The sequence below is a fragment of the Paenibacillus sp. sg306046 genome (genome assembly GCF_059821225.1).
This window is the reverse complement of the sequence record NZ_JCAMRT010000014.1, coordinates 1-22225: the sequence shown is the minus strand read 5'-3', so window position 1 is coordinate 22225 and position 22225 is coordinate 1. Positions and strand designations below refer to the sequence as shown.

Sequence of the window (22225 nt, the reverse complement as noted above, 5' to 3'; positions counted from 1 at the left end):
TATTCACCCCGTTGACAAGCATCTACAGCATGTATATGTGGACAGGGAGGGGATCATGAACAAAAAATTGTCAAGGCGGCCGGTTTCATGGATAATAAGGGCATTACAGGTTAACGTAAGGCTACGGGCGTGAAGCCACAGCCGGACATAGGAAAGGAGCTTATTTGATGGAAGCAAACGGTCAGAACGGCCAGCCAGCCGCCGAGGCGGGGGAGAAGAAAAAGCTGCCGTCCTTGAATATTGTGAACAGTAAGGAAACGAAGCATCGCGGCTTCGGCCAAGGGGCGATTGATCTGAGCCAGCTGTCCAGCGTCATCATCGACGGCGATGAGGCGTATCTGGATGTGGGGGCGCTGCATGCGAAGAGCAAGGTGGAGAAGGGGATCAAGTTTGTCTTAAACAAGGATGAGGTGCCGAATGGCCGTACCTGCTGGATCGTCTGGGTGGCTGTGGACTTCCGCGAGGACGGCAAATATTACGCAGGTGTCACGTCTTGTGAGATGACCGTCGACCCGGAAGCTCGCAGAGGATGGAAAATATTAGCCGACCACGTTAATCGGATGGACTACGCGCTCAAGCGCCGCATTTTGCTTGACAACCTGGGCGCCAAGGAGAAGGAGCAGCTCAAGCGGTTTCTGGTGGAGAATGACCGCGACATGTGGGAACGCTCGGACGAGGCGCTGAAGGAAGCTTTATCCTAAATGGAAGTGCTTCGATCCGAAGCTTTTGTTATAAGTTTGTCCATTATGTGACGGTCTTGTGCCATTTGTCGTAACGATGTATACTAATGGCTAGTATATGCATCATATACTAGGACAGCAAAGAGGCAGACCCCCGGGTCTGCCTCTTTGTGTGTCCGCCCGGCATGGGCGTCATTTACAAGGCGGCGGTCGCCCGCCTCCTTGTTCCAGCTGTGTCGACCAACCGCCAACGGCCAACCGCTGACCCCAAGCGCCGGCTCGCGGCTTTCCTGCGCCAGCTTGGCCGCTGCGCATTCCCGCCGCGCATTCCGCGCCGGCCGCGCAGCTTCGGAGGTCTTGCCCCACGGCGGTCAGCTCGACCACCAGCGCTTGAGATCATTCCACCACGAGCTGCCCGGTTTCGTCTGATCCGGCTGAGGAAGCTCGTCCTTCACCGGCTCCGAGGTGCAGGTTTCTTGCGGCTCCGTGCCTTGGACGAACGCTTCCAGCCGCGATTTGGGGCAGCTGTCGTTCGCAATTTTGCCGGTCGCCGGATCAATATACAGATGGGTCACGCCCTCCGGAATCGGAAACATTTTGGGCGGCACCGACTCCAATGTTTTTTCCGTAAATGCAGCGAAAATCGGGGCGGCCAGATGCGATTCCACTGCGCCGATCTTCCGGTTTTTATCATAGCCGACCCAGACTGCCGTCGCCAGCTCCGGCGTATAGCCGACCATCCAGGCGTCGGTGTCGGTCGTCCCCGTTTTGCCCGCTACCGGGCGCTTGAGCACGCCGGATACGCGGCTGCCTGTTCCGCCGAGATCAAATACACTTTCCATCAGATGGGTCATCACATACGCATAGGTCGGCTCGACGACCGGCGTTTGCACAGGCGCCGCTTCATATAACAGACGGCCGCGGCGGTCCTCGATCCGCACAATCGCGATCGGCTCCACGCGGACTCCCTGGTTCGCGAGAATGCCGTATGCCGCGGCCATCTCGAACGGGCTGACCGGGAAGGTGCCGAGCGCAAGCGAAGGGAGCGGCTCCATCGGGCTTGTTATGCCCATACTGCGGGCGGTTTCGATCACGCGCTCCGGACCTGTTTCCACAATCGTATGGACGGCGAACATATTGTCTGACTTGGAGATCGCCGTGCGCAGATCAATGGGTCCGAAATATTTGCCGTCATAGTTGTTCGGCGTGTACGTTTTCCGGCCGTTGTCATAAGTGAAGGACGTCGGCTCGCTGGTGAAGCGGGTAACCGCCGTGTACTGCTTGTCCCGCAGCGCCGTCAAGTACACAAGCGGCTTGAAGGAGGAGCCGGGCTGGCGCGTCGTGGCGAACACCCGGTTGTATTGATTGGCCGCGTAGCTGCGGCCGCCGACCATCGCCTTCACATAGCCGCTGCGCGGGTCAATGGCGATCAGCGCGGTCTGCAGCTCCGGATACGCCTCAAGCTCCTTCTTGATCGTTTCCTCGGCGATCTTCTGGGCATTCAGATCAAGCGTCGTATAGATGCGCAAGCCCATCTCTTCATATTCATTTTCCTCGATGCCGAGCAGCTCGGTTGCCCGGCTGCGGATGTAATCGCGGAAGTAGGGCGCGGTGACGGCTGCTTTTTTGGCCTCCAGCGGCATAATCGTCAGCTTCTCCCGCGCCGCCTGATCGGCCTGCTCCTGGCTGATGAAGCCGGCTTCAACCATCGTGCCCAGCACGATTTTCTGGCGCTCCAGCGCGTTGCCCAGATCATAATAAGGAGAGTAATAGCGCGGCCCCTTGGGCACGCCGGCCAGCAGCGCGCTTTCGGCGAGTGTCAGCTCGCTTGCGTTTTTGCCGAAAAACAGCTGGGCGGCGGCTTGAATCCCGTAGGTGGAATGGCCGTAATAAATTTGATTTAAATATTGCTCCAAAATCTGATCCTTGCTCATCTGCAGCTCCATCTGGATCGCATAGTACGTTTCTTTCGCCTTACGCGACCAGGTGCGCTCATGGCTCAAATATAAATTGCGGGCGAGCTGCTGCGTAATCGTGCCTGCGCCCTGCACCTTGGACATATGCTGGAGATTGACCCACGCGGCTCTTGCGATGCCTTTGGGATCGAAGCCGTAATGGGTATAAAAGCTGCGGTCCTCAATCGCCAGCGTCGCTTGGACGAGCTTGTCGGACATCTCCTTCAGCGGGACCGTCTGCGTGCTTTTCCCGCCGCCGTACGCCTCGATCAGCTGGCCATGCACGTCATAGAGCTCCGAGGCGGCGACCATTTTAGACACAGGCAGCGCCTGCGAGCGCATAAACAGCAGCCCGACGATGCCGCAGGCCGCGCCCAGCATCAGGCAGGTGAAGGCGTACGACAGCAAGGCGCGCAAGCGGCTTTTTTTGCCGGTGCCGCGCGCGTTATTCCGTTGCTGTTTATCGGAAGCGGCCATACGTTTCCCTCCTTAGCGTGTCACTTAGCGTATCAGTCCGAATGGTTGGTTCTATTCCCATTATGGAAAAGGGTAGAAGTTCGTATTCACCCGACGCGTCGAATTACGTTAATTTTTTTTGAAGGACTGCTTTCATCCCCGCGTCCGGTTGCATTTTCGGGGATATCTACTATAATACAACTTGACATGTCTGGCGGTGGTTTGCAACCAAGGAAAGGTGGCTAACACATATGGAATTGTGGTACACAGAGAAACAGACAGATAACTTCGGCATTACGGCGAAAATTACGGAAACCCATGTGAAGGAACAAACGGATTTCCAGGACCTTGCCATGATCGAAACGATCGAATGGGGCACGATGCTTGTGCTGGACGGCATGGTGATGACGACGGTGAAGGACGAGTTTGTGTACCATGAGATGGTCGCTCATCCGGCGCTGGTTACCCATCCGAATCCGAAGCAGGTGCTGATCGTGGGCGGCGGTGACGGCGGCGTTGTACGCGAGGTGCTGAAGCACCCTGAGGTGGAAAAAGCGGTTCTGGTCGATATCGACGGCAAGGTTATCGAATATTCCAAGAAGTTTCTCCCGACGATTGCGGGCGAGTTGGATAATCCTCGTGTTGAGGTGATCGTCAACGACGGTTACATGCATATTCACGATCATAAAAATACGTATGATGTCATCATGGTCGACTCGACCGAGCCTGTCGGTCCGGCTGTTAACTTGTTTACCCAAGGCTTCTACAAAGGGATCTATGACGCGCTCAAGGAAGACGGCATTTTTGTCGCACAAACGGACAACCCTTGGTTTAAAGCCGAGCTGATTCAGACCGTGAACCGCGACGTGAAGGAAATTTTCCCGATTGTCCGTGTCTATGCGGCGAACATCCCGACTTATCCGAGCGGTCTGTGGACGTTCACGCTGGGCAGCAAGAAATATGATCCGCTTGCGGTTGACGAGACGGCGATTCCGGAGATCGACACCCAATATTACTCGCCTCGTCTGCACAAAGCTGCTTTTGTGCTGCCCAAGTTTGTGGAGGATTTGACGAAGTAAGCCGGACCTGCGTCCGTATTGAAAACCGGCCGGTTGCCTGCTCAGGGGACGGCCGGTTTTTCGTTCTAGCGGGGAAGCGGCGTCGACAGTACCCGGCAAAGGGCGAGCGCAGCTGACAGGCGCTTTCTGTGAGCTGATCGAGATGTGGGTTGCGCAGCGGGTTGCGCTGTTTCTTGGCTCACAGGGGGATGTCTGGGATACGCATCATGATATGGAGCTGGAGCTGCTCGGCAGCCTGATCGCCTTGTCGCTGCTTGCGCTTGGCCGCGGCTTCAAGCCTTCGTCAGCGTGAAGCAGGTCAGCTCCGGGCGGCAGTTGAAGCGGACCGGCAGCTGCGAGACGCCGATGCCCCGGTTGACGTACAATTGAAAATTGCGCTCGCCGATGGGATAGTGGCCGATGACGTATTTTTTTCCGTAGCGGGGGACGACGGCATGGCCGTAAAAGGGAATGCGCACCTGGCCGCCGTGGCTGTGGCCGGACAACTGGACATCGACCGGGAAATCGACGGCCGTATCGGCATAATCCGGGCTGTGGGACAGCAGCAGTACGTAGTCGTCGTGATTTACCGCGTTCAGACATTTGGCGATATCAGGCTTGCCGTTCCACATATCCTCGACCCCGGCAACCCATATGCTGCCGCCATTCCATTTAAGCCGCGAGGACTGGTTGCGCAATACGCGGAAGCCGCCGGCGGCAAGTGTTTTCGCTACGGTGACGTCACCGCCCTTGAGGTAGTAATCATGGTTGCCAAGCACGGCATATTTGCCCAGCTTGGCTTGCATGCGTCCGAGCGCCTCGGCGTAAGCCTCGCCTTGCGAGCCGACCGAATAATCCACCAGATCGCCGGTGAAACAGATGAGATCAGGCTCCAGCCGGTTGATCGTCTCCGCGAGACTGGCGAGATCATCCGCCTCGAAGTGAAAGCCGAGATGCGTGTCACTGAACTGGACGACCTTCAAGCCGTTCATCGCTTGAGGAAGCCTTGGCGTATGTAAAGTGATGCGCTCGATATCCAGCCACTTCGGCTCGGCGTACCGGGCGTAAGCGATAGCGGCGGGCGGGAGGCTGATAACGCCGAGCAGGGTGAGCGCCGCTTTTTTCAGAAAAGAGCGGCGAGTTGTCTTCGCCGGATTTGTTTTTGGGGGATGGCCGGGTGATGAATGATTCATGAGTAGCTAGTCCTCCGCTTTCTGCGCATTTTCATACTTATGAGGTTAGACGCAGCAGGCGGCGGATAGGTTTCCGGCAATTTGTACGGGAAGAGGAAGCGAGGAAGGAACGCTCGAATGAGGGGCAAGAAGAACAGCGGAGAGGAGGTGGCGGTATGGATAATCAAGCGGCAGCGCCGACGGGTGACGGCAGCGCCAGGGCCGAGGTGCGGATTCGGCTGACCAGCAACGCGGACGGTCAACGGATCGAGCGCGAGCTGGACGGGATGCTCATTGCCAAAGGCAGCTGGCTGTATGTACGCTACGAGGAGCCTGAGGAGGCCCAGCTCGGACGGACGACGACAACCGTTCGTCTGCGTCCGCAGGAGGTCCGGATCGTCCGGCACGGAGATGCGAGCTTCGAGCAAGCTTTTGTGCCGGGGCATCGTCATGTCGGCTACCTGAATACGCCGCAGGGACGGCTGGAGCTGGAAACGCTGACGGAATCGGTCAGCCTCGTACAGCCGCCGCACGGACAGCTGACGCCGCTGGAGGCGGTCTGGCGTTATGAGCTGACGGCGATGGGCGAGGCCGCCGGCCGGGTTGAAGTGCGGCTGGAGGTCGCAGGCAAGCCTGAGGGCAAGTAGGGTGACAACCGGCAGCCGCAGCGGGACGCAAGGGACCTATTCCTATTGATTCCAGGTCCCCCGCGTCAGGCTGTTGACGGCTCGGGCGGCGTGCAGCTCTTTAATGATCGTTTGCTTGCCGGGTCGCACGATATAACGGGCATGCTTGCGCAGCAGCGTTTTGATCCGGCCGGGCTTCAAGCCTGGACGAATCGACAGCATCAGCGCAATGACGCCGGTGACATGCGAGGTGGCCATGGAGGTGCCGCTCAGCTCCTGATATTTCCCGTCGAGCCAGGTCGACACAATTTTTTCGCCTGGCGCGTAAATGTCAATATGCTTGCCGTCGTTGCTGAACGGAGCGATTCGTCCTTTGCGGGTCGTGGCCCCTACGGCGATGGACTGGGGGAAGCGGGCCGGGTAGTCGATTTCGGCGCGTTTGCCTTCATTGCCGGAGGAGGCGACAACGACAAGACCGGAGCGATGCGCGTTCAGCACGGCCGCCTCCAGCGCTTTGCTGTGCGACTGCATGCCGAAGCTCATGTTAATGATGTCCATGCCGCTCAGCACACACCAGTCGATCGCTTTGATAATATCCGAGACGAAAGCGCCGCCCTGGTGATCGAACGCTTTAACCGGATGAATCAGCGCATGGGGCGCGACGCCGACGATGCCCTTTTGTCTGGTGAAGGCGGCGATTGTGCCGGCGATATGCGTACCGTGTCCGTTATCATCAATCGGATACAGCTGGCGATTCAACAGGTTGACGCCGCGCGACAGGCAGTGCCGCAGATCAGGATGGCTATAGTCGGCGCCTGTGTCCACAACGCCGATGTGGATGCGTTCTCCCTTGGATTTGGGCCAAATCTGCGGAGCGCGTATATGGCGGATGCCCCATGGAATTTTGGACACCGGGAAGGATCGGCGGCTGTGCAGCTCCGATGGCGTGATGTTGGGGGTCCAGCCCGTCAGCCGGATGCGGACATCGGTCTCGACGGATTTTACGGCGGCCATCTTGGCCAGAGGCTCGGCCGAGAGCAGCGGGCAGGAGATGGCCCGGATCAGGGGCAGCGTACGAATATGGCGCAGCCGCAACGATGCCGCGGATCGGCTGCGCAAATAACGGGCCACGGCTGCGTAATCCCCGGCCGATCGGAACCGGATAATGTAACGCTGCCCGCTGCCCTCCGCTTCTGCGTTCATCGCGTGATGAAGCCAGCTGCCGAAAGCCGATGGATTCAATGTCAATCGCTCCCCCTCTACCGTAATGCTTCCTGTATCGTATGTGGGAGGCCGGATATCCGTATGAGCAGTTCGCCTTATTGCAAATAATTAGGTGTCTGGCCGTGTCAAACGGAGGCGGCGTACATACGATACATGGGAGGCGCTTTCTACTCCGCTTTACGAAGGGGCAGCATGCGGATGCGATCGCGGCATCGCATTCGAATACTGCGGATACAGTCGGGACGTGGAGATCCCGCCGCAGGACGGATTCGCCTGTTTCGGGCGGACGGTTCAAGGCGAGATCCCTCGTTTCGACGGGGGGTGGACAAGCTGTAGCCTGCGCGGAAGCAGTTGCATTTTTACATAAAATAAGGTTTACTTAGTGGTACTAGTGGATACTGTAGTAGGAAGGCGGATGCCGCGCCGGAATCAGTACCCCATTGAACATGTCGGAAGGGATGTGCCATGTCATGAGTGCACAGTATCAGCTCAAAGTCAGCGCGGAGAAAGCCAAGGAAATGCCGATGGTGGATCTGGCGTTCGAGCTCCTGAAGGCGGCCAACACGCCGTTTTATTACCGGGACCTTATGGCGGAGATCGCCAAAATCAAGGGATTATCCGATGACGAAGTCATGCAGGTTATTGCTCAACTATATACGGAGATTAACATTGACGGGCGTTTTGCCTGCGTTGGCACCAACCTGTGGGGGCTGAAGCGCTGGTACCCGATCGAGAAATCGGAAGATACGGTCGGCAGCGGCAAGCGTCCGCGCATCATCAACGACGAGGACGACGATCTGGATGATGAGGATCTGTTCGCCGAGGAGGAAGATACCTTCACGGAGGAAGAGGACTATGATTCGTTCGACACGCCGCGGGATGAGTTCGAGGAAGCCGAAGAGGAAGCCGATGAAGAAGAAACCGAGTTCTTCGAGGACGAGGAGATCGAATCCGAGGAGCTGGACGAGGAATCGCTGGACGAGGAAGAAGGCTCAGACGATGAGTCCGATGAGGAAACGGATGAGGATGAAGACGACGAGGATGGCAAATAGTTGATATTTAACAGTTGTCCTTGACAGTGCGCATCGTTCAGAGTAAACTATTTTCTGGGCTTTAGATGGACGACTGGACCGAATAGGTCTTTTGCGGAAAAGTGCCCCGCCAATGCGGGGCGCTTTTTTCTTTTTTAGCGACAAATTGGACAGACTAAACAACCAACGACGTGCGGCATGATAAACTGGGGAGGTAGTACATAATGACAAAGTATATTTTCGTCACCGGGGGCGTTGTTTCCTCGCTGGGTAAAGGAATTACAGCCGCTTCACTGGGCAGACTGCTGAAAAACCGCGGACTTAAGGTAACGATCCAGAAGTTCGATCCGTATATCAACGTAGACCCGGGAACGATGAGTCCTTACCAGCATGGCGAAGTATTTGTCACCGATGACGGCGCCGAGACCGATCTGGACCTTGGTCACTATGAGCGGTTTATTGATATCAATTTGTCCAAGAATAGCAACGTGACGACAGGCAAAATCTACTCGTCCGTTATTGCGAAGGAACGCCGCGGCGAATACCTGGGCGGTACTGTGCAGGTTATCCCGCACATTACGAACGAGATCAAGGAACGTGTATTCCGCGCGGGCCGCGAGGCGCAATCGGATGTGGTCATTACGGAAATCGGCGGCACGGTGGGCGATATCGAAAGCTTGCCGTTTCTTGAGGCGATCCGTCAGATCAAAAGCGATATCGGCCGCGATAACGTCATGTATATCCATGTCACGCTGATTCCGTATCTGAAAGCGGCGGGCGAAGTGAAAACGAAGCCGACTCAGCATAGCGTGAAGGAGCTGCGCAGCATCGGGATTCAGCCGCATGTGATCGTCTGCCGGACAGAGCATGCGCTCGCCGAAGACATGAAGCGCAAGCTGGCGCAATTCTGTGATGTCGATCCGGGCGCGGTTATCGAATGTATCGACGCCGAAACCTTGTACGAAGTGCCGCTGATGCTGCGCGAGCAAGGGCTCGACGACATCGTGGTCAACCACCTGAAGCTGGCGACCAATGCGCCGGATATGACCGAGTGGCAGCAGATGGTCAACCGGGTCAAGTCGCTCAAGACGACGACGGAAATCGCCATTGTCGGCAAATACGTTGCGCTGCACGACGCTTATCTCAGCATCGTCGAGTCGCTCGGACATGCAGGCATCGCCTGCGATACGGAAGTGAAAATCCGCTGGATCAATGCGGAGGAAGTATTCGATCATAACGTGGGCGAGCTGCTGGCCGGCGTGCATGGCGTGCTCGTGCCGGGCGGCTTCGGAGACCGGGGAATCGAAGGCAAAGTGTCGGCGATCCGTTATGCGCGCGAAAATAACGTGCCGTTTTTCGGCATTTGCCTCGGGATGCAGGTCGCAGTGGTCGAATATGCCCGCTCCGTGCTGAAGCTGGAAGGGGCGAACAGCTCGGAGCTGAATCCGGCGACGCCATATCCGGTGATCGACCTGCTGCCTGAGCAGAAGGATATCGAAAATCTGGGCGGTACGATGCGTCTGGGCTTGTATCCGTGCAAGCTGAAGGAAGAGTCGCTGGCGATGCGCTGCTACGACGATGAGCTGGTGTACGAGCGTCACCGTCACCGGTACGAGTTCAACAACCAGTACCGCGATGCCATCGAAGCGGCAGGCCTGATCATCTCCGGAACAAGTCCGGACGGGCGCCTCGTGGAGATCATCGAATGTCCTGAGCACCCATGGTTCCTGGCTGTGCAGTTTCATCCGGAGTTTACCTCCCGTCCGAATCGTCCGCAGCCGCTGTTCAAGCACTTCGTGCAGGCGGCGTACCAGCAAGCGCACTAAATATAGCATGACGGGTCTGGCCTCTTCATCGGCCGGACCCGTATTTTTTGCGGCAGCAGGAGGCTGGCTCTCCCCTCTCTCAAAACTCTGCTTGATTTGTAAAAGTTTTCAACTTTTTTACAGCGGCGGCAGGAATCGCCCGGCTGTACATCGAATACAGATCAGTAGCGTCAAATCGGGGACGGAATCACGAACCCAGGTAACGGAAATGGGAGGTATACCATGAAGAAAAAGCTCCTCATCGTCGATGACCAGAACGGTATCCGCATTTTGTTGATGGAAGTGTTTGGAAGCGAAGGGTATGAAACGTATCAAGCCTCGAACGGAAAGCTCGCCTTGGAAATTGTTAGAAACTCGTCACCCGATCTCGTACTGCTGGATATGAAAATTCCCGGTATGGACGGACTCGACATTCTCAAGCACATCAAAAGCATTGATGCCTCCATCAAAGTGATCATGATGACAGCTTACGGGGAGCTGGATATGATCAAGGAAGCGACGGATCTTGGCGCGATCATGCACTTCACCAAACCGTTTGATATTGATGAGCTGAGACAGGCCGTTAATTTCCAGCTTCGCTTCCCGACAAATAACTCGTACGCGATGGGCTCCTGAACAGGGGTCCTTTTTTCGTCATTCCACCTATTTCCAAACTTCGGCGGTGTACCATTTCTTGTTTAACGTTTGTCCGCATCTATGATATAATAGCGCAGTATGACAGGGGGGACGGTATTTTCCGCCCTCTCGGCACGGTCACAAACACAAGGAGGAGAGAACTACCATGCCATTAGTTTCTATGAACGAATTTTTACCGAAAGCCAAAGCAGGCAAGTATGCGGTTGGCCAATTCAACATGAACAACCTCGAATTCGCGCAAGCCATTACCGAGGCTGCTCAAGAGCTGAACTCCCCATTTATCTTCGGTGTATCCGAAGGCGCATTGAAGTACATGGGGATCGAATATACGGTTGCCATCGCTGAGGCGGCGGCGAAAAAGTCCGGCTTGCCGATCGCTTTGCACCTTGACCACGGCAGCAGCTTCGAAGTTGCGATGAAATGTATTCGCGCAGGCTTCAGCTCTGTCATGTTTGACGGCTCTCACTATTCCTTTGAAGAAAACATCCGTCTGACGAAAGAAGTGGTGAAAGCCGCTCACGCAATGGGCGTTTCCGTAGAAGGCGAGCTGGGCACGATTGGCGGCGTGGAAGACGATATCAGCGTAGATGAGTCCGATGCAAACCTGGCCAAGCCGGAAGAAGCGATCCGTTTCTACGAGGAAACAGGCGTAGACTGTCTCGCTATCGCGGTTGGCACAGCGCACGGCATGTATGCAGGCGAGCCAAACATTCACTTTGACATCATCGAGAAGGTTGCTTCTGCGATTCCGGTTCCTGTCGTATTGCACGGCGGCTCCGGCGTTCCGGACGAGATGATCAAGCAAGCGATTGCGGCTGGCGTAGGCAAAATCAATGTGAACACCGAAAATCAAGTGGCTTGCACGGAAGCGATCCGTGAAGTGCTGAATAAAGATGCTAAAGTTTACGATCCTCGCAAATACCTCACTCCTGCCCGCAAAGCCATGGTTGAAGTTGTAGCTTCCAAAATCAAGCTGTTCGGCAGCTCTAACCAAGCTTAATAGCTCATGAAGGGGATGCACCGCCCAGGTGCATTTCCCCCTTTTTTTCAACGCGTCGTTTTTAGGTACAACTCACTGAACTGCACGCTTATACGCCCTCATAATCCTGTTTTTGTTCGAATGTTATCATTTGCATGGGAAGCTTTGATTCTGGAAGCTTTTGTTGTGTTTTTTTCAAGTGGTGAAGTAGGAGGAACGACATCGAATGGAGAAATTGATGATCGCCGGCGGGCGCCCGCTGCGGGGAACTGTGCAAATCAGCGGAGCCAAAAATAGCGCGATTGCGCTGATTCCGGCTGCCATATTATCGGAATCAACCGTGACGCTCGACAACCTGCCTGTTCTGAGTGATGTGGCGATTTATACCGAGCTGCTGGAAGAGCTCGGCGCAACCGTACAGTGGGACAACGATCAGATGATCATAGATCCTAGCGCGCTTGTATCCAAGTCTATGCCTAACGGCAATGTGAAGAAGCTCCGCGCCTCCTATTATTTGATGGGAGCGCTGCTTGGCCGATTCGGCGAAGCCGTTATTGGCTTGCCGGGAGGCTGTAATTTCGAGCCGCGGCCGATTGATCAGCATATCAAGGGGTTTGAAGCGCTGGGCGCTCAAGTATCCAATGAAAATGGAGCGCTGCATATTCGCGCGAAGCAGCTGCGCGGCGCCAAAATTTATTTGGACGTGGTCAGCGTAGGCGCAACCATTAATATTATGCTGGCGGCTTCACGGGCCAAAGGCGTTACAATTATTGAAAATGCGGCAAAAGAGCCTGAAATCATAGATGTAGCAACGCTGTTAAATGCCATGGGCGCACGCATCAAGGGCGCAGGCACCGAAACGATCCGGATCGAAGGCGTAGACGGGATGCACGGCTGCCGGCATTCGATTATCCCTGACCGTATTCAGGCAGGCACTTACATGATTGCGGCCGCCGCGACTCGCGGGGACGTGATTGTTGATAATGTTATTCCAAAGCATCTGGAGGCGCTGACCGCGAAGCTTCAGGAAATGGGAGTTCATATTTATGAAATGGATGAGTCGATTCGTGTTGTCGGCCAGCCGGACTATGAAAGCGTGGACGTCAAGGCATTGGTATATCCGGGCTTTGCGACCGATCTGCAATCGCCGATGAGCAGCCTGCTGACGCAGACGCGCGGCGTAAGCATTTTGAGCGATTATGTGTACTCCAACCGGTTCAAGCACATTCCGGAGCTGGTGCGCATGGGCGCAAAAATTAAGGTTGAAGGCCGCTCAGCGATTATTGAAGGCGGACCGCTGTCCGCAGCGAAGGTCAAGGCGACCGATCTGCGCGCCGGCGCGTCGCTGGTCCTTGCCGGACTGACGGTTGCGAGCGGCACAACGGAAATTACAGGCGTAGAATATATCGACCGGGGCTACGATCATCTCGTCACCAATCTGCTGAACCTGGGCGCTGAGGTATGGCGTCAGCAGGACTAGGCCCGAAGCGGCGGGAAACCGGGTTGCCGGGTATAGATCGGACTCATTGTGGGCAAGGCTAGAACTAATTTCCGAGAATAGAAATTTTAATAGTTTGGTGGTTGGTAGATGATGGATATGCAGCTCGCCCAATTAGAGGCGTTGAAGCTTACGGAGCTATATAAGCTCGCCAAAACGCATCAGATTCCGTATTACGGTCAGATGAAGAAGAAGGAATTGATTTTTGCCATACTCCGCGCGCAAGCGGAAAAGGGCGGACTTATGTTTATGCAAGGCGTGCTGGACGTGCTGTCGGAAGGCTTTGGCTTCCTGCGGCCGATCAACTACTTGCCGAGCTCGGAGGACATCTACATCTCCGCCTCGCAGATTCGCAGGTTCGACCTGCGGTCGGGCGACCTTGTATCCGGCAAGTGCCGGCCCCCTAAGGAAAACGAGCGATATTTCGGCCTGCTGCACGTTGATGCCGTGAATGGAGAAAATCCGGAGACGGCCGCAGAGCGTCTTCACTTTCCGGCTCTTACTCCGCTTTACCCGCAGAAAAAACTGGTTCTGGAAACAGCCCCTAACAAGGTTTCTACCCGCTTGATGGATTTGCTTGCACCGGTCGGCTTCGGACAGCGCGGCTTGATCGTAGCTCCGCCCAAGGCTGGTAAAACGCTTCTCCTGAAGGAAATCGCCAACAGCATCTCGACCAATCATCCGGATGTGGAGTTATTTGTCCTGCTGATTGACGAACGGCCTGAGGAAGTAACCGACATGCAGCGGTCAGTGAAGGGAGAAGTCATCGCTTCAACCTTTGACGAGCTGCCGGAAAATCACATCAAGGTGGCTGAGCTGGTGCTGGAGCGGGCGACCCGGATGGTCGAGCATAAGAAGGATGTCGTCATCCTGCTTGACAGCATCACCCGTCTGGCTCGTGCCTACAATCTGGTGGTGCCGCCGACAGGCCGGACGTTGTCCGGGGGGATCGACCCGGGGGCGTTTCATCGTCCCAAGCGGTTTTTCGGAGCTGCCCGGAATATTGAGGAAGGCGGCAGCCTGACGATTTTGGCGACGGCGTTGATTGAAACAGGCTCGCGGATGGACGATGTCATCTACGAGGAGTTCAAGGGAACAGGCAACTTGGAGCTGCATCTGGACCGCAAGCTGGCGGAGCGCCGTGTATTCCCGGCGATCGACATTCGTCGATCCGGCACGAGACGCGAGGAAATTTTGCTTACGAAGGAAGAGCTGGAAAAAGTGTGGGCCATTCGCAAAAATATGAACGATTCGCACGAATACACCGAATCCTTCCTGAAAAAGTTCGCCGACACCAAAACAAACCAAGAATTTCTGGATACACTGGAGACCGGCAGCGGTCCGAACTCCGGTGGCAGCGGAGGCGCCTCCCGGCGCGTGAAGCACTCCGTCTCCTAGGAGGGACATCACGATGAATCTCGTATATGCGGGACCGGATGGTCATGTGTATGATCATCCGGATTATATAGCGCTGGGCCGCAATGGCGAGCTGGTCACGGAGCTGCTGGAGGAAGAGCTTATTCCGCTTCCCGAGGGAGCTACGCTGGTCAGCTTGCCGGACACGCGCCCGATTGGGCTGAATGAGGCTACAGGAGCGATGGAAGTGGTGCCCGGCGAAGTAAACGCCGTCGGCGCGCTGCTTCCGCAAGGCTTTACGCGGCTGCTGCTGCCGGGTTATGCCAAGGCTGATAAAACGAAGGTGCTGCCCTTGTTCGGCTACTCGGCCGTCGTCTGGAAGGATGGCGGCTTCTATGTAGCGGCGGAAGCGTGCGACGACCCGGAACGGTGGAATCCGCGCAATTGCGACCCGGATGAGCTGGAGGTCAAGGTCCAGGGGCTGCTGGCGCAATACCCCGAAAACCGGCTGTATCAGCATCTGTCCAACTGTGCATTAGGTTATGAATGCTTGACCGCCTCCAATACGTTTCTCAACCGGTGGGAAGGGGCCGTTCCTGTTTCCTTCTCCTGTAACGCGGGCTGCTTCGGATGTATTTCCGAGCAGCCGGACGATAGCGGCTTCCCGGCGCCGCAAACCCGGATGAACTTTAAGCCCACCGTGGAAGAGGTCGTTCAGGTGATGCTGGAGCATTTGCAGACGCCGCAAAGCATCATCAGCTTTGGCCAGGGCTGCGAGGGCGAGCCGTCCACCCAGGCGAAAATTATTATCGAAGCGATCCGCGAGGTGCGCAGCCGGACCGATATGGGCTTTATCAACATCAATACAAATGCCGGGCTGACCGATCATATCCGGGCAATTGTGGATGCGGGACTAAATCTGATGCGTGTCAGCACGATCAGCGCGCTGGACGAGCACTACAATGCCTACTACAAGCCGCGCGGCTATACGCTGAAGCATGTCGAGAAATCGCTGCGTTACGCGGCGGATAAGGGCGTGGTGACGTCCATCAACTACCTCATTTTCCCTGGGGTGACCGACCGGGAGGAAGAGATGGAAGCGATGATTGAATTTGTCCGTCGGACGGACCTGAAGCTGATCCAGCTGCGCAACCTGAACATTGATCCGGAAAGCTATCTGCAGCTCATTCCGCCCGCCCGCGGCGAGCGCTATGGGATGAAGCAGATGCTGGAAATTTTTCGCGAGGAGCTGCCGGGCGTCGTGCTTGGCTCGTACACGCATATCCCGAGCGAGCTGACGGACAAGCGGGCAGGGCACTTGACCCGGTAAGGTTCAGTGTCTGTCTGCGCATCTTCCTTATCTTTGCAGGTTGGCGACGATCAATAAACACTTGCGACATGGGCAGGCCGCATGTTATAATGCCCTTTGTATGATTACAACTCTGATTCACATGGTGTTTCAGGGCAAAAGAGGTGAAAGGTCAATGAAAGCAGCGATTCATCCGACATATCATCAAACAACTGTTACTTGCGCATGCGGTAACACGTTTGAGACGGGCTCCCTTAAACAAAATCTCCGCGTTGAGATTTGCTCCGCCTGCCATCCTTTCTTTACAGGCAAGCAAAAGTTTTTGGATGCCGGCGGTCGCGTCGACAAGTTCAAAAAGAAATACGGCATCTAATTGGCTGCCATTTGCTTCCGGGCATAAACACACCTGCTGTGGTCATCCTAAGATTACAAATCTTAGCGACTGCAGGAGGTGTTTTTTATATGCTGCCACGACTTTTGATCGGCTGGCTCGGACTTGTGCTGGTGATGCTACCCGTGCTGACGGCGTGCCAGTCCAAGCAGGAAAGCAAGCTCAAGGCGCATTCCGGCGGCTCGGCCCTGGGCATCGTCGATACGAACCCGAATAATCCGCTTGGCGGCTCGTATCGTACGTACGAGGCGGATATCACAGTAATGCGAGAGGCGCTGAACCGCCACCTGCCTGAGTTGAAGGTCGAAGCGATCCGGCTGAACGGGACGGCCGCCAGCATTCGTCTGATTGCGCCGGCCGGGACGACGGAGGCAGACTTGGCCAAGCTGGCGGCCGAGGCGCAGCGGTTGATGGCGGTTGAAGCTCCGCGGTATACGACGCAGGTGAGCGTAGTTCTCCCCTAAAATCAGCTGCGGCGGCCCGCCGGGCGGACAGGTTCCTTTTTCCTCGGTGTGTAAGGTTGCTATTTGGTTCTGATTCGACTATACTTATCCTTGCCGTGCTAGACGGGGAGGTAGCGGTGCCCTGTAACCCGCAATCCGCTGTAGCGGGGTTGAACGCCTTCATGAGGTATTGCGATGTAAGGGTTGGGTTTTAAAGTTGGTGTTGAGAGTTGGGTCCTTCGCAATGGATGCTCGTGAATCTGGTCAGGTCCGGAAGGAAGCAGCCATAAGCGTGATGTTCCATGTGCCGAAGGGGAGCCTTACTTGAGCTGATGATAAAAATTCCACTTGGATCGTTCTATCGAGGTTGGTGCACGGTTTCCTAATTTATACGTTTCAATGATGAGTTGAAGATAATAGAAACACTAAATGTCGCCTGACGGTGTGCGTTTAGTGTTTTTTTTGTGTGGAATTGGAGGAAAATAAAGGAAAGAAGAGAATTGTATAAGTTAAGTTTACCCGAACCTCGGGAGATAGATCATGCAGTCGGTTGTATAAATAGAGGGGGTGGCTGGTGATGCGGAGGGAACTCAGCTTGCTTCAACGTTTCGCTGACATGTTTCTGAAGGACGTCAACCTGGGGGTTATTCTGGTGGATGCCGGACTTAACTTGGTCGATATCAGCGATACGGCATGCCGAATTCTCGGATTTAAACGGGAAGAAGTGCTTTATTTGCCTATGGATCAGTTATTTCCCGACTTGCCGGAGGATCACCGGATCGTCGATCCGCGTATTTTGGACGGACGGGTCGTGCGCAATCAGGCGCTGTCCTGGACGCGGGACCAGGAGCGCTACGAGCTGCTGCTGGATTCGAATGTACTGCGGGATGAGCGCGGTCAGGTGATGGGCGCATGTGTTATTTTCAAGGATGTGACGAATTTACGCTCGCTGGAGGAGCAGGTGCAGCGCAGCGACCGGCTGGCGATGATCGGACAGATCGCGGCCGGAACGGCGCACGAAATCCGCAACCCGCTCACATCAATTAAGGGCTTTCTGCAAATGTTCCGCAAGACGTTCGAGGATCAGGGAATGGTGCGCGAAAGCAGCTATACGGAGGTCATGCTCAATGAGATCAACCGGATCAACGAGCTGGTCAATGAATTTCTGCTGCTCAGCAAGCCGAAGCATACAACATACGAGCAGGTTGACGTGTCGATGGTGCTCCGCGACCTGCTGCCGATTATTAACAACGAAGCGATATTACATAAAGTAACCGTGCAGTATGAAGCGATGTTTAACTTGCCGGCGGTTGTGGCCGACCGTGAATACCTCAAGCAGGTATTTTTGAATATATGCAAAAATGGCATTGAGGCTATGAGCGAAGGGGGATATTTGAGTATTACGGAAAAGCTGGATCGCGAGGAGCGGCGGGTAAATATTGAAATTCACGATACCGGCCCCGGCATCCCACTGTATGTGATCGACAAAATTTTCGATCCGTTCTTCACAACCAAAGCCGAGGGGACCGGGCTGGGATTATCGGTGTGTCAGCGTATTATCCACGATATCGGCGGACATATACGCGTAGCGTCCAAGGGCTATGGCACGACCTTCACGATCAGTATCCCATTCCCCTGAACGGCGGTTCGAAATCAATGCTCGCTTCAAACCGCTTTTCAGGTGTAGTATAATGAAAAGGATAACGATCATTGGAGAGGGCAACATGGCACATATTGCTTTATATCGCACGTGGAGGCCGCAATCGTTCCAGGACATGGTCGGCCAGAAGCATATTGTCCAGACCTTGCAAAACTCGCTGCGCGAAGGGCGGTTCAGTCACGCTTATTTATTCAGCGGTCCGCGGGGAACCGGCAAGACGAGTGCGGCCAAAATTCTCGCCAAAGCGGTAAACTGCCAGACCGGCCCTGGCGTAGAGCCGTGTAATACATGTGAGGCTTGCCGCCGGATTACCGACGGCTCGGTGATGGATGTGGTGGAAATTGATGCCGCCTCCAACCGGGGTGTCGAGGAAATTCGCGATATCCGCGACAAGGTCAAGTATGCGCCGACGGAAGTGCGCCAGAAGGTGTATATCATTGACGAGGTGCATATGCTCACGACGGAGGCGTTTAACGCGCTGCTGAAGACGCTGGAGGAGCCGCCTGCGCATGTGATGTTTATTTTGGCGACGACGGAGCCGCATCGGCTGCCGGCGACGATCATTTCCCGCTGTCAGCGCTTCGACTTCCGCAGGGTTGGACTGGAGGAGCAGTCCGACCGTCTGCGCCGTGTCTGCGGGCAGGAAGGCATCGTCATTGACGAGGATGCGGTCGCCTTTATTGCGCGGCTATCGGATGGCGGAATGCGGGATGCGCTCAGCCTGCTGGATCAGATCATTGCTTTTTCCGGCGAGCGGATTACGTATGACCATGTGCTTTCCATTACCGGGGGGATGGCGTCCGACCAGTTCGAGCAGCTGGCGCAGCTGATACAGGACCGCGACATCGGCGCTGCGCTGCTGTTGATTGAGGCCTTTATGCAGGAGGGCAAAAGCGCTGACAAGTGCATGGAAAACCTGATCTTTTATTTCCGTGACCTGTTGATGGTCCGTATGGTGCCGAACTCTGAGGCGCTGACAGAGCGGATTCTTGATGTGCGCCGGTTTGCCGCCGTTGCTGAGCGCTTTGCTCCTGAGCAGCTGATTTCGATGATTGATACGTTAAATTACTACCAGACGGAGATGAAATACTCCGTGCAGCCGCAGACGCTGCTGGAGGTAGCGGTCATGAAGCTGTGCAGCGGCGGTGGGGCGCCCGGCCGGGGCGGACCGGCGACTGTATCTGCGCCCGCGGCTGACGCGGCTGCTGCGCCTGCATCAGGCGGACGGCAGGATGCCGTCGTTGCGGGACTGCTGACGCGCATCGAGCGTCTGGAGGGGCAGCTTGCCGCGCTCGCGAAGCAAGGCGTCGCAGCTGGTGGCGGCTCCTCTGCTGGCGGGTCGGCGGCAGCGACCCGCAGCTCGCCGGCGCAGACGGCGGCGTCCTCGCGGAAGACGCTGGAGAAAGCCGAGCAGTATTTGGCTGGGCGGGAAAGCGCCGAATTTCGCGAAGCGGCGCAACGCTGGAGCCAGGTGCTGGGACGTGTCAAGGAACTGAAAATAACGGTCCACGCCTGGCTGGTAGATGGCGAGCCGGTGGCCCGCGCCGATTCGAACTTGCTGGTGGCTTTCAAAAGCGCGATGCACCGGGAAACAAGCGAGAAGCCTGCTAACAAGCAGTTGATCGAGCAGGCGCTGCAGGAGGTGCTTGGTCACCCGTACCGGCTTATTACCGTGATGCTCAAGGACTGGCAGGCCGCTGCAGAGAGCCAGCAGGAAGCTGCGCCCAAGGAGGAACTGCAGCTCGTTCCCGAGGACGCGCCGGGAGACGGCCAAATCAAGGAAGCGTGGATTAACGAAGCGATCCAGCTATTTGGCGAGGATCTCGTGAAGATTAAGGAAGACTAGGCAGGCCCTGACATACAAAATGAATGATTTCATAAAGCATAAGGGAGCGATTTCAATGAATAACATGAACCAGATGATGAAGCAAGTGAAGAAGATGCAGGAGCAAATGTTGAAGGCGCAAGAAGATTTGGCAACGAAATCCGTTGAAGGAACGGCGGGCGGCGGCGTTGTCAGCGTGATCGTGAACGGCCAGAAAAAAGTAACAAGCGTGACCATCAAGCCGGAAGCGGTTGACCCGGATGATGTGGAAATGCTGCAGGATCTCGTGCTTACAGCGATTAACGACGCAATGACCAAAGCCGAAGAAATGGCTGGCAAAGAAATGTCGAAGCTGACCGGCGGTATGAATATTCCGGGCTTGTTCTAGGGGTTACGCTGCCGGTTGCAGGTGTCCGATTGCTCAGGGCGGCTGGTGTCTGTCCGGCTGTCCGAGCATTGGCCGCTTCGAAGAACTTCGATGCAGAACTTCAATGTGTGAGGAGCAACGCTTTTGTTTTATCCCGAACCGCTAGCCCGTTTGATTGATTCGTTCTCGCGTCTGCCGGGCATAGGTCCGAAGACAGCGGGCAGACTTGCCTTCCACGTGTTGCGTATGAAGGAAGACGATGTGATTGATTTTGCCAAAGCGCTGGTCAACGTCAAACGTAATCTTCACTACTGCTCGATCTGCTGTAATATTACGGATACCGATCCTTGCCGCATCTGTCAGGATAAATCGCGGGATATGGCGACGATTTGCGTCGTCCAGGAGCCTAAGGATTTGGTTGCGATGGAGCGGACGAAGGAATTCAACGGTTATTATCATGTGCTTCATGGCGCTATTTCACCGATGGAGGGGATCGGCCCCGATGAAATCCGAATTGCCGATTTGCTGAAGCGGCTCAGCGACGAGCGTGTGCAGGAGCTGATTCTTGCGACCAACCCGAATATTGAGGGGGAAGCGACGGCCATGTATTTATCGCGCCTCGTCCGTCCTTTCGGACTCAAGGTGACCCGGATCGCGCATGGTCTCCCGGTTGGCGGAGATTTGGAGTACGCGGATGAAGTAACGCTGACGAAGGCGCTCGAAGGGCGCCGTGAGCTGTAGAGCTGCGCTGAGCAAGTAAGTTTTGTCCGGTTCCGGTCAGGGAGATGTAACCCTGCCGGAGCCGGGCTTTTTTAGTTCTAAGCGCGTGTCTCGCCGGATAGGATGTACTAGAGGGTACATGATCGCGGAGGGGTTGAAGCGTATGAAGTGGAGATGGTGGAAAACACGGATGGACAAGCAGGTGGAGGCGGCTTTTGCAGAACGGGTGCTGCTAGTGCAGGAAATTATAAGAGCACATATGGAATGGGAGGTAGCCCAAAACCGGTTTGAGCAGGCGATTGGCAAGGATCAGGTCGATTATGCCGTTTACGCGCTGGAGGCCGCTGAGAAACGTTTCGAGATGCTGTTGAAGCTGGCCAAAGGCAATCAGATATCTCTGCTTGAGGTTAGCGCCAGCCGCGCGCAGGAGGAGAGGCTATGAAGACATATCTGCTGTGGGGAGTGCTTTGCGCATCTGCCGGCTTGCTCGTTTTTTTGACGCTGCGCAACCGCGCCGCCTTCCGTTGGTTCGGAATGTTGCTGCTGCAGGTTGTTTTTTCTTGCATAATGTTGTATGTTATTAATCTGTTCAGTCCTTATACCCAATTTCAGCTCCCGTTAAACGGAGCAACCATCGGCACAGTAAGTCTGCTCGGCATGCCGGGGTTGGCTGCAATTGCGGCCATCAAGCTATGGGTGATTGGATAAATGATTTTTTAAAAAAAAGTACTTGCACAATTATAGGTGAATGTGCTATATTTAAAAGGTCGCTGCTAAACAAAACGACAACAAACGACAAGAAAACAGATTAACAAAAGTTGTGTCTTGTTGTGGATTGCCCTTTGAAAACTGAACAACGAGTGAGTGTTAAATAGAGAATGAAAATTCTCGCTAGCATGACGTATGAGCAAGTCGAACACCCTTTGTTGTCATTTCGATTCTAGCGGATCGGAAAGACAACCTTAATGGAGAGTTTGATCCTGGCTCAGGACGAACGCTGGCGGCGTGCCTAA

General features: G+C 55.4%; 22 protein-coding genes and 1 other RNA gene. 20 read left to right on the top strand and 3 right to left on the bottom strand.

Annotated features, from left to right (window positions below; genetic code table 11):
• Nucleotides 1–167: 167 nt before the first annotated feature.
• Nucleotides 168–701: a YwhD family protein gene (locus AC6ROY_RS15355; protein WP_500101448.1), complete on the top strand. Its 534-nt coding sequence runs from the start codon at nt 168–170 to the stop codon at nt 699–701.
• Between the two features lie 350 nt (nt 702–1051).
• Here AC6ROY_RS15355 and AC6ROY_RS15350 read toward each other — a convergent pair whose 3' ends face one another.
• A complete protein-coding gene (locus tag AC6ROY_RS15350) occupies nt 1052–3112 on the bottom strand; it encodes a transglycosylase domain-containing protein (RefSeq protein WP_500101447.1) in 2061 nt (686 codons plus the stop codon).
• 230 nt (nt 3113–3342) lie between these two features.
• Between AC6ROY_RS15350 and speE the strand changes: the two genes are divergently transcribed.
• On the top strand, nt 3343–4170 hold the full coding sequence (gene speE / locus AC6ROY_RS15345; protein WP_500101446.1) for a polyamine aminopropyltransferase: 828 nt from the start codon (nt 3343–3345) through the stop codon (nt 4168–4170).
• Nucleotides 4171–4207: 37 nt separating this feature from the next.
• On the top strand, nt 4208–4462 hold the full coding sequence (locus AC6ROY_RS15340; RefSeq protein ID WP_500101564.1) for a DUF2238 domain-containing protein: 255 nt from the start codon (nt 4208–4210) through the stop codon (nt 4460–4462).
• Here AC6ROY_RS15340 and AC6ROY_RS15335 read toward each other — a convergent pair.
• Nucleotides 4443–5342, bottom strand: a complete 900-nt coding sequence (locus AC6ROY_RS15335) for a metallophosphoesterase (RefSeq protein ID WP_500101445.1) — start codon at nt 5340–5342, stop codon at nt 4443–4445. The genes AC6ROY_RS15340 and AC6ROY_RS15335 overlap by 20 nt on opposite strands.
• A gap of 155 nt (nt 5343–5497) precedes the next feature.
• On the opposite strand from AC6ROY_RS15335, the gene AC6ROY_RS15330 reads away from it, so the two are divergent.
• Nucleotides 5498–5968, top strand: coding sequence for a YwiB family protein (locus AC6ROY_RS15330; protein ID WP_500101444.1), 471 nt, complete (start codon nt 5498–5500; stop codon nt 5966–5968).
• A 42-nt stretch (nt 5969–6010) separates the two neighbouring features.
• Here the strand turns inward: AC6ROY_RS15330 and AC6ROY_RS15325 are convergent, their stop codons facing one another.
• A complete protein-coding gene (locus AC6ROY_RS15325; RefSeq protein ID WP_500101443.1) occupies nt 6011–7189 on the bottom strand; it encodes a S8 family peptidase in 1179 nt (392 codons plus the stop codon).
• Nucleotides 7190–7641: 452 nt separating this feature from the next.
• Here AC6ROY_RS15325 and rpoE point away from each other — a divergent pair, with 452 nt between their 5' ends.
• The 16 genes from rpoE (at nt 7642) to AC6ROY_RS15245 (ending at nt 21920) form a co-directional block, all read left to right on the top strand.
• Nucleotides 7642–8223 carry a DNA-directed RNA polymerase subunit delta gene (gene rpoE / locus AC6ROY_RS15320; RefSeq protein WP_500101442.1) on the top strand — a complete coding sequence of 194 codons (582 nt, stop codon included), beginning with the start codon at nt 7642–7644 and terminating at the stop codon, nt 8221–8223.
• A 203-nt stretch (nt 8224–8426) separates the two neighbouring features.
• Nucleotides 8427–10028 (top strand): CTP synthase, encoded by a 1602-nt coding sequence (gene pyrG / locus AC6ROY_RS15315; protein ID WP_500101441.1) that lies wholly within the window; start codon nt 8427–8429, stop codon nt 10026–10028.
• Between the two features lie 222 nt (nt 10029–10250).
• On the top strand, nt 10251–10643 hold the full coding sequence (locus AC6ROY_RS15310) for a response regulator (protein ID WP_500101440.1): 393 nt from the start codon (nt 10251–10253) through the stop codon (nt 10641–10643).
• A gap of 166 nt (nt 10644–10809) precedes the next feature.
• Nucleotides 10810–11664, top strand: coding sequence for a class II fructose-1,6-bisphosphate aldolase (gene fba / locus AC6ROY_RS15305; protein ID WP_500101439.1), 855 nt, complete (start codon nt 10810–10812; stop codon nt 11662–11664).
• A 205-nt stretch (nt 11665–11869) separates the two neighbouring features.
• The gene (gene murA / locus AC6ROY_RS15300) at nt 11870–13123 is read left to right on the top strand and encodes a UDP-N-acetylglucosamine 1-carboxyvinyltransferase (RefSeq protein WP_500101438.1); all 1254 of its coding nucleotides are present in this window, start codon (nt 11870–11872) and stop codon (nt 13121–13123) included.
• A gap of 111 nt (nt 13124–13234) precedes the next feature.
• The gene (gene rho / locus AC6ROY_RS15295; protein ID WP_500101563.1) at nt 13235–14539 is read left to right on the top strand and encodes a transcription termination factor Rho; all 1305 of its coding nucleotides are present in this window, start codon (nt 13235–13237) and stop codon (nt 14537–14539) included.
• Between the two features lie 13 nt (nt 14540–14552).
• A complete protein-coding gene (locus AC6ROY_RS15290) occupies nt 14553–15827 on the top strand; it encodes a radical SAM family protein (RefSeq protein WP_500101437.1) in 1275 nt (424 codons plus the stop codon).
• A gap of 154 nt (nt 15828–15981) precedes the next feature.
• Nucleotides 15982–16179, top strand: coding sequence for a 50S ribosomal protein L31 (gene rpmE / locus AC6ROY_RS15285; RefSeq protein ID WP_341417940.1), 198 nt, complete (start codon nt 15982–15984; stop codon nt 16177–16179).
• 89 nt (nt 16180–16268) lie between these two features.
• A complete protein-coding gene (locus AC6ROY_RS15280; protein WP_500101436.1) occupies nt 16269–16661 on the top strand; it encodes a hypothetical protein in 393 nt (130 codons plus the stop codon).
• Nucleotides 16662–16754: 93 nt separating this feature from the next.
• An RNA gene (ffs, locus tag AC6ROY_RS15275) (signal recognition particle sRNA large type) lies at nt 16755–17018 on the top strand.
• Between the two features lie 199 nt (nt 17019–17217).
• Nucleotides 17218–18279, top strand: a complete 1062-nt coding sequence (locus AC6ROY_RS15270; protein WP_500101435.1) for an ATP-binding protein — start codon at nt 17218–17220, stop codon at nt 18277–18279.
• Nucleotides 18280–18364: 85 nt separating this feature from the next.
• On the top strand, nt 18365–20146 hold the full coding sequence (gene dnaX / locus AC6ROY_RS15265; RefSeq protein WP_500101434.1) for a DNA polymerase III subunit gamma/tau: 1782 nt from the start codon (nt 18365–18367) through the stop codon (nt 20144–20146).
• A 55-nt stretch (nt 20147–20201) separates the two neighbouring features.
• Nucleotides 20202–20513 carry a YbaB/EbfC family nucleoid-associated protein gene (locus AC6ROY_RS15260; protein WP_500101433.1) on the top strand — a complete coding sequence of 104 codons (312 nt, stop codon included), beginning with the start codon at nt 20202–20204 and terminating at the stop codon, nt 20511–20513.
• 123 nt (nt 20514–20636) lie between these two features.
• A complete protein-coding gene (gene recR / locus AC6ROY_RS15255; RefSeq protein ID WP_500101432.1) occupies nt 20637–21233 on the top strand; it encodes a recombination mediator RecR in 597 nt (198 codons plus the stop codon).
• 142 nt (nt 21234–21375) lie between these two features.
• On the top strand, nt 21376–21654 hold the full coding sequence (locus AC6ROY_RS15250) for a DUF2508 family protein (protein WP_500101431.1): 279 nt from the start codon (nt 21376–21378) through the stop codon (nt 21652–21654).
• Nucleotides 21651–21920 carry a pro-sigmaK processing inhibitor BofA family protein gene (locus AC6ROY_RS15245; RefSeq protein ID WP_500101430.1) on the top strand — a complete coding sequence of 90 codons (270 nt, stop codon included), beginning with the start codon at nt 21651–21653 and terminating at the stop codon, nt 21918–21920. Before AC6ROY_RS15250 ends, AC6ROY_RS15245 begins: the two co-directional genes overlap by 4 nt.
• Nucleotides 21921–22225: the final 305 nt, after the last annotated feature.

Bases quoted from the DNA above. Each gene is read 5' to 3' on its own strand.
- AC6ROY_RS15355 (WP_500101448.1), top strand. From the start codon at position 168: ATGGAAGCAAACGGTCAGAACGGCCAGCCAGCCGCCGAGGCGGGGGAG.
- AC6ROY_RS15350 (WP_500101447.1), bottom strand. From the start codon at position 3,112: ATGGCCGCTTCCGATAAACAGCAACGGAATAACGCGCGCGGCACCGGC.
- speE (WP_500101446.1), top strand. From the start codon at position 3,343: ATGGAATTGTGGTACACAGAGAAACAGACAGATAACTTCGGCATTACG.
- AC6ROY_RS15335 (WP_500101445.1), bottom strand. From the start codon at position 5,342: ATGAATCATTCATCACCCGGCCATCCCCCAAAAACAAATCCGGCGAAG.
- AC6ROY_RS15330 (WP_500101444.1), top strand. From the start codon at position 5,498: ATGGATAATCAAGCGGCAGCGCCGACGGGTGACGGCAGCGCCAGGGCC.
- rpoE (WP_500101442.1), top strand. From the start codon at position 7,642: ATGAGTGCACAGTATCAGCTCAAAGTCAGCGCGGAGAAAGCCAAGGAA.
- pyrG (WP_500101441.1), top strand. From the start codon at position 8,427: ATGACAAAGTATATTTTCGTCACCGGGGGCGTTGTTTCCTCGCTGGGT.
- AC6ROY_RS15310 (WP_500101440.1), top strand. From the start codon at position 10,251: ATGAAGAAAAAGCTCCTCATCGTCGATGACCAGAACGGTATCCGCATT.
- fba (WP_500101439.1), top strand. From the start codon at position 10,810: ATGCCATTAGTTTCTATGAACGAATTTTTACCGAAAGCCAAAGCAGGC.
- murA (WP_500101438.1), top strand. From the start codon at position 11,870: ATGGAGAAATTGATGATCGCCGGCGGGCGCCCGCTGCGGGGAACTGTG.
- rho (WP_500101563.1), top strand. From the start codon at position 13,235: ATGGATATGCAGCTCGCCCAATTAGAGGCGTTGAAGCTTACGGAGCTA.
- AC6ROY_RS15290 (WP_500101437.1), top strand. From the start codon at position 14,553: ATGAATCTCGTATATGCGGGACCGGATGGTCATGTGTATGATCATCCG.
- rpmE (WP_341417940.1), top strand. From the start codon at position 15,982: ATGAAAGCAGCGATTCATCCGACATATCATCAAACAACTGTTACTTGC.
- AC6ROY_RS15280 (WP_500101436.1), top strand. From the start codon at position 16,269: ATGCTGCCACGACTTTTGATCGGCTGGCTCGGACTTGTGCTGGTGATG.
- AC6ROY_RS15270 (WP_500101435.1), top strand. From the start codon at position 17,218: ATGCGGAGGGAACTCAGCTTGCTTCAACGTTTCGCTGACATGTTTCTG.
- dnaX (WP_500101434.1), top strand. From the start codon at position 18,365: ATGGCACATATTGCTTTATATCGCACGTGGAGGCCGCAATCGTTCCAG.
- AC6ROY_RS15260 (WP_500101433.1), top strand. From the start codon at position 20,202: ATGAATAACATGAACCAGATGATGAAGCAAGTGAAGAAGATGCAGGAG.
- AC6ROY_RS15250 (WP_500101431.1), top strand. From the start codon at position 21,376: ATGAAGTGGAGATGGTGGAAAACACGGATGGACAAGCAGGTGGAGGCG.
- AC6ROY_RS15245 (WP_500101430.1), top strand. From the start codon at position 21,651: ATGAAGACATATCTGCTGTGGGGAGTGCTTTGCGCATCTGCCGGCTTG.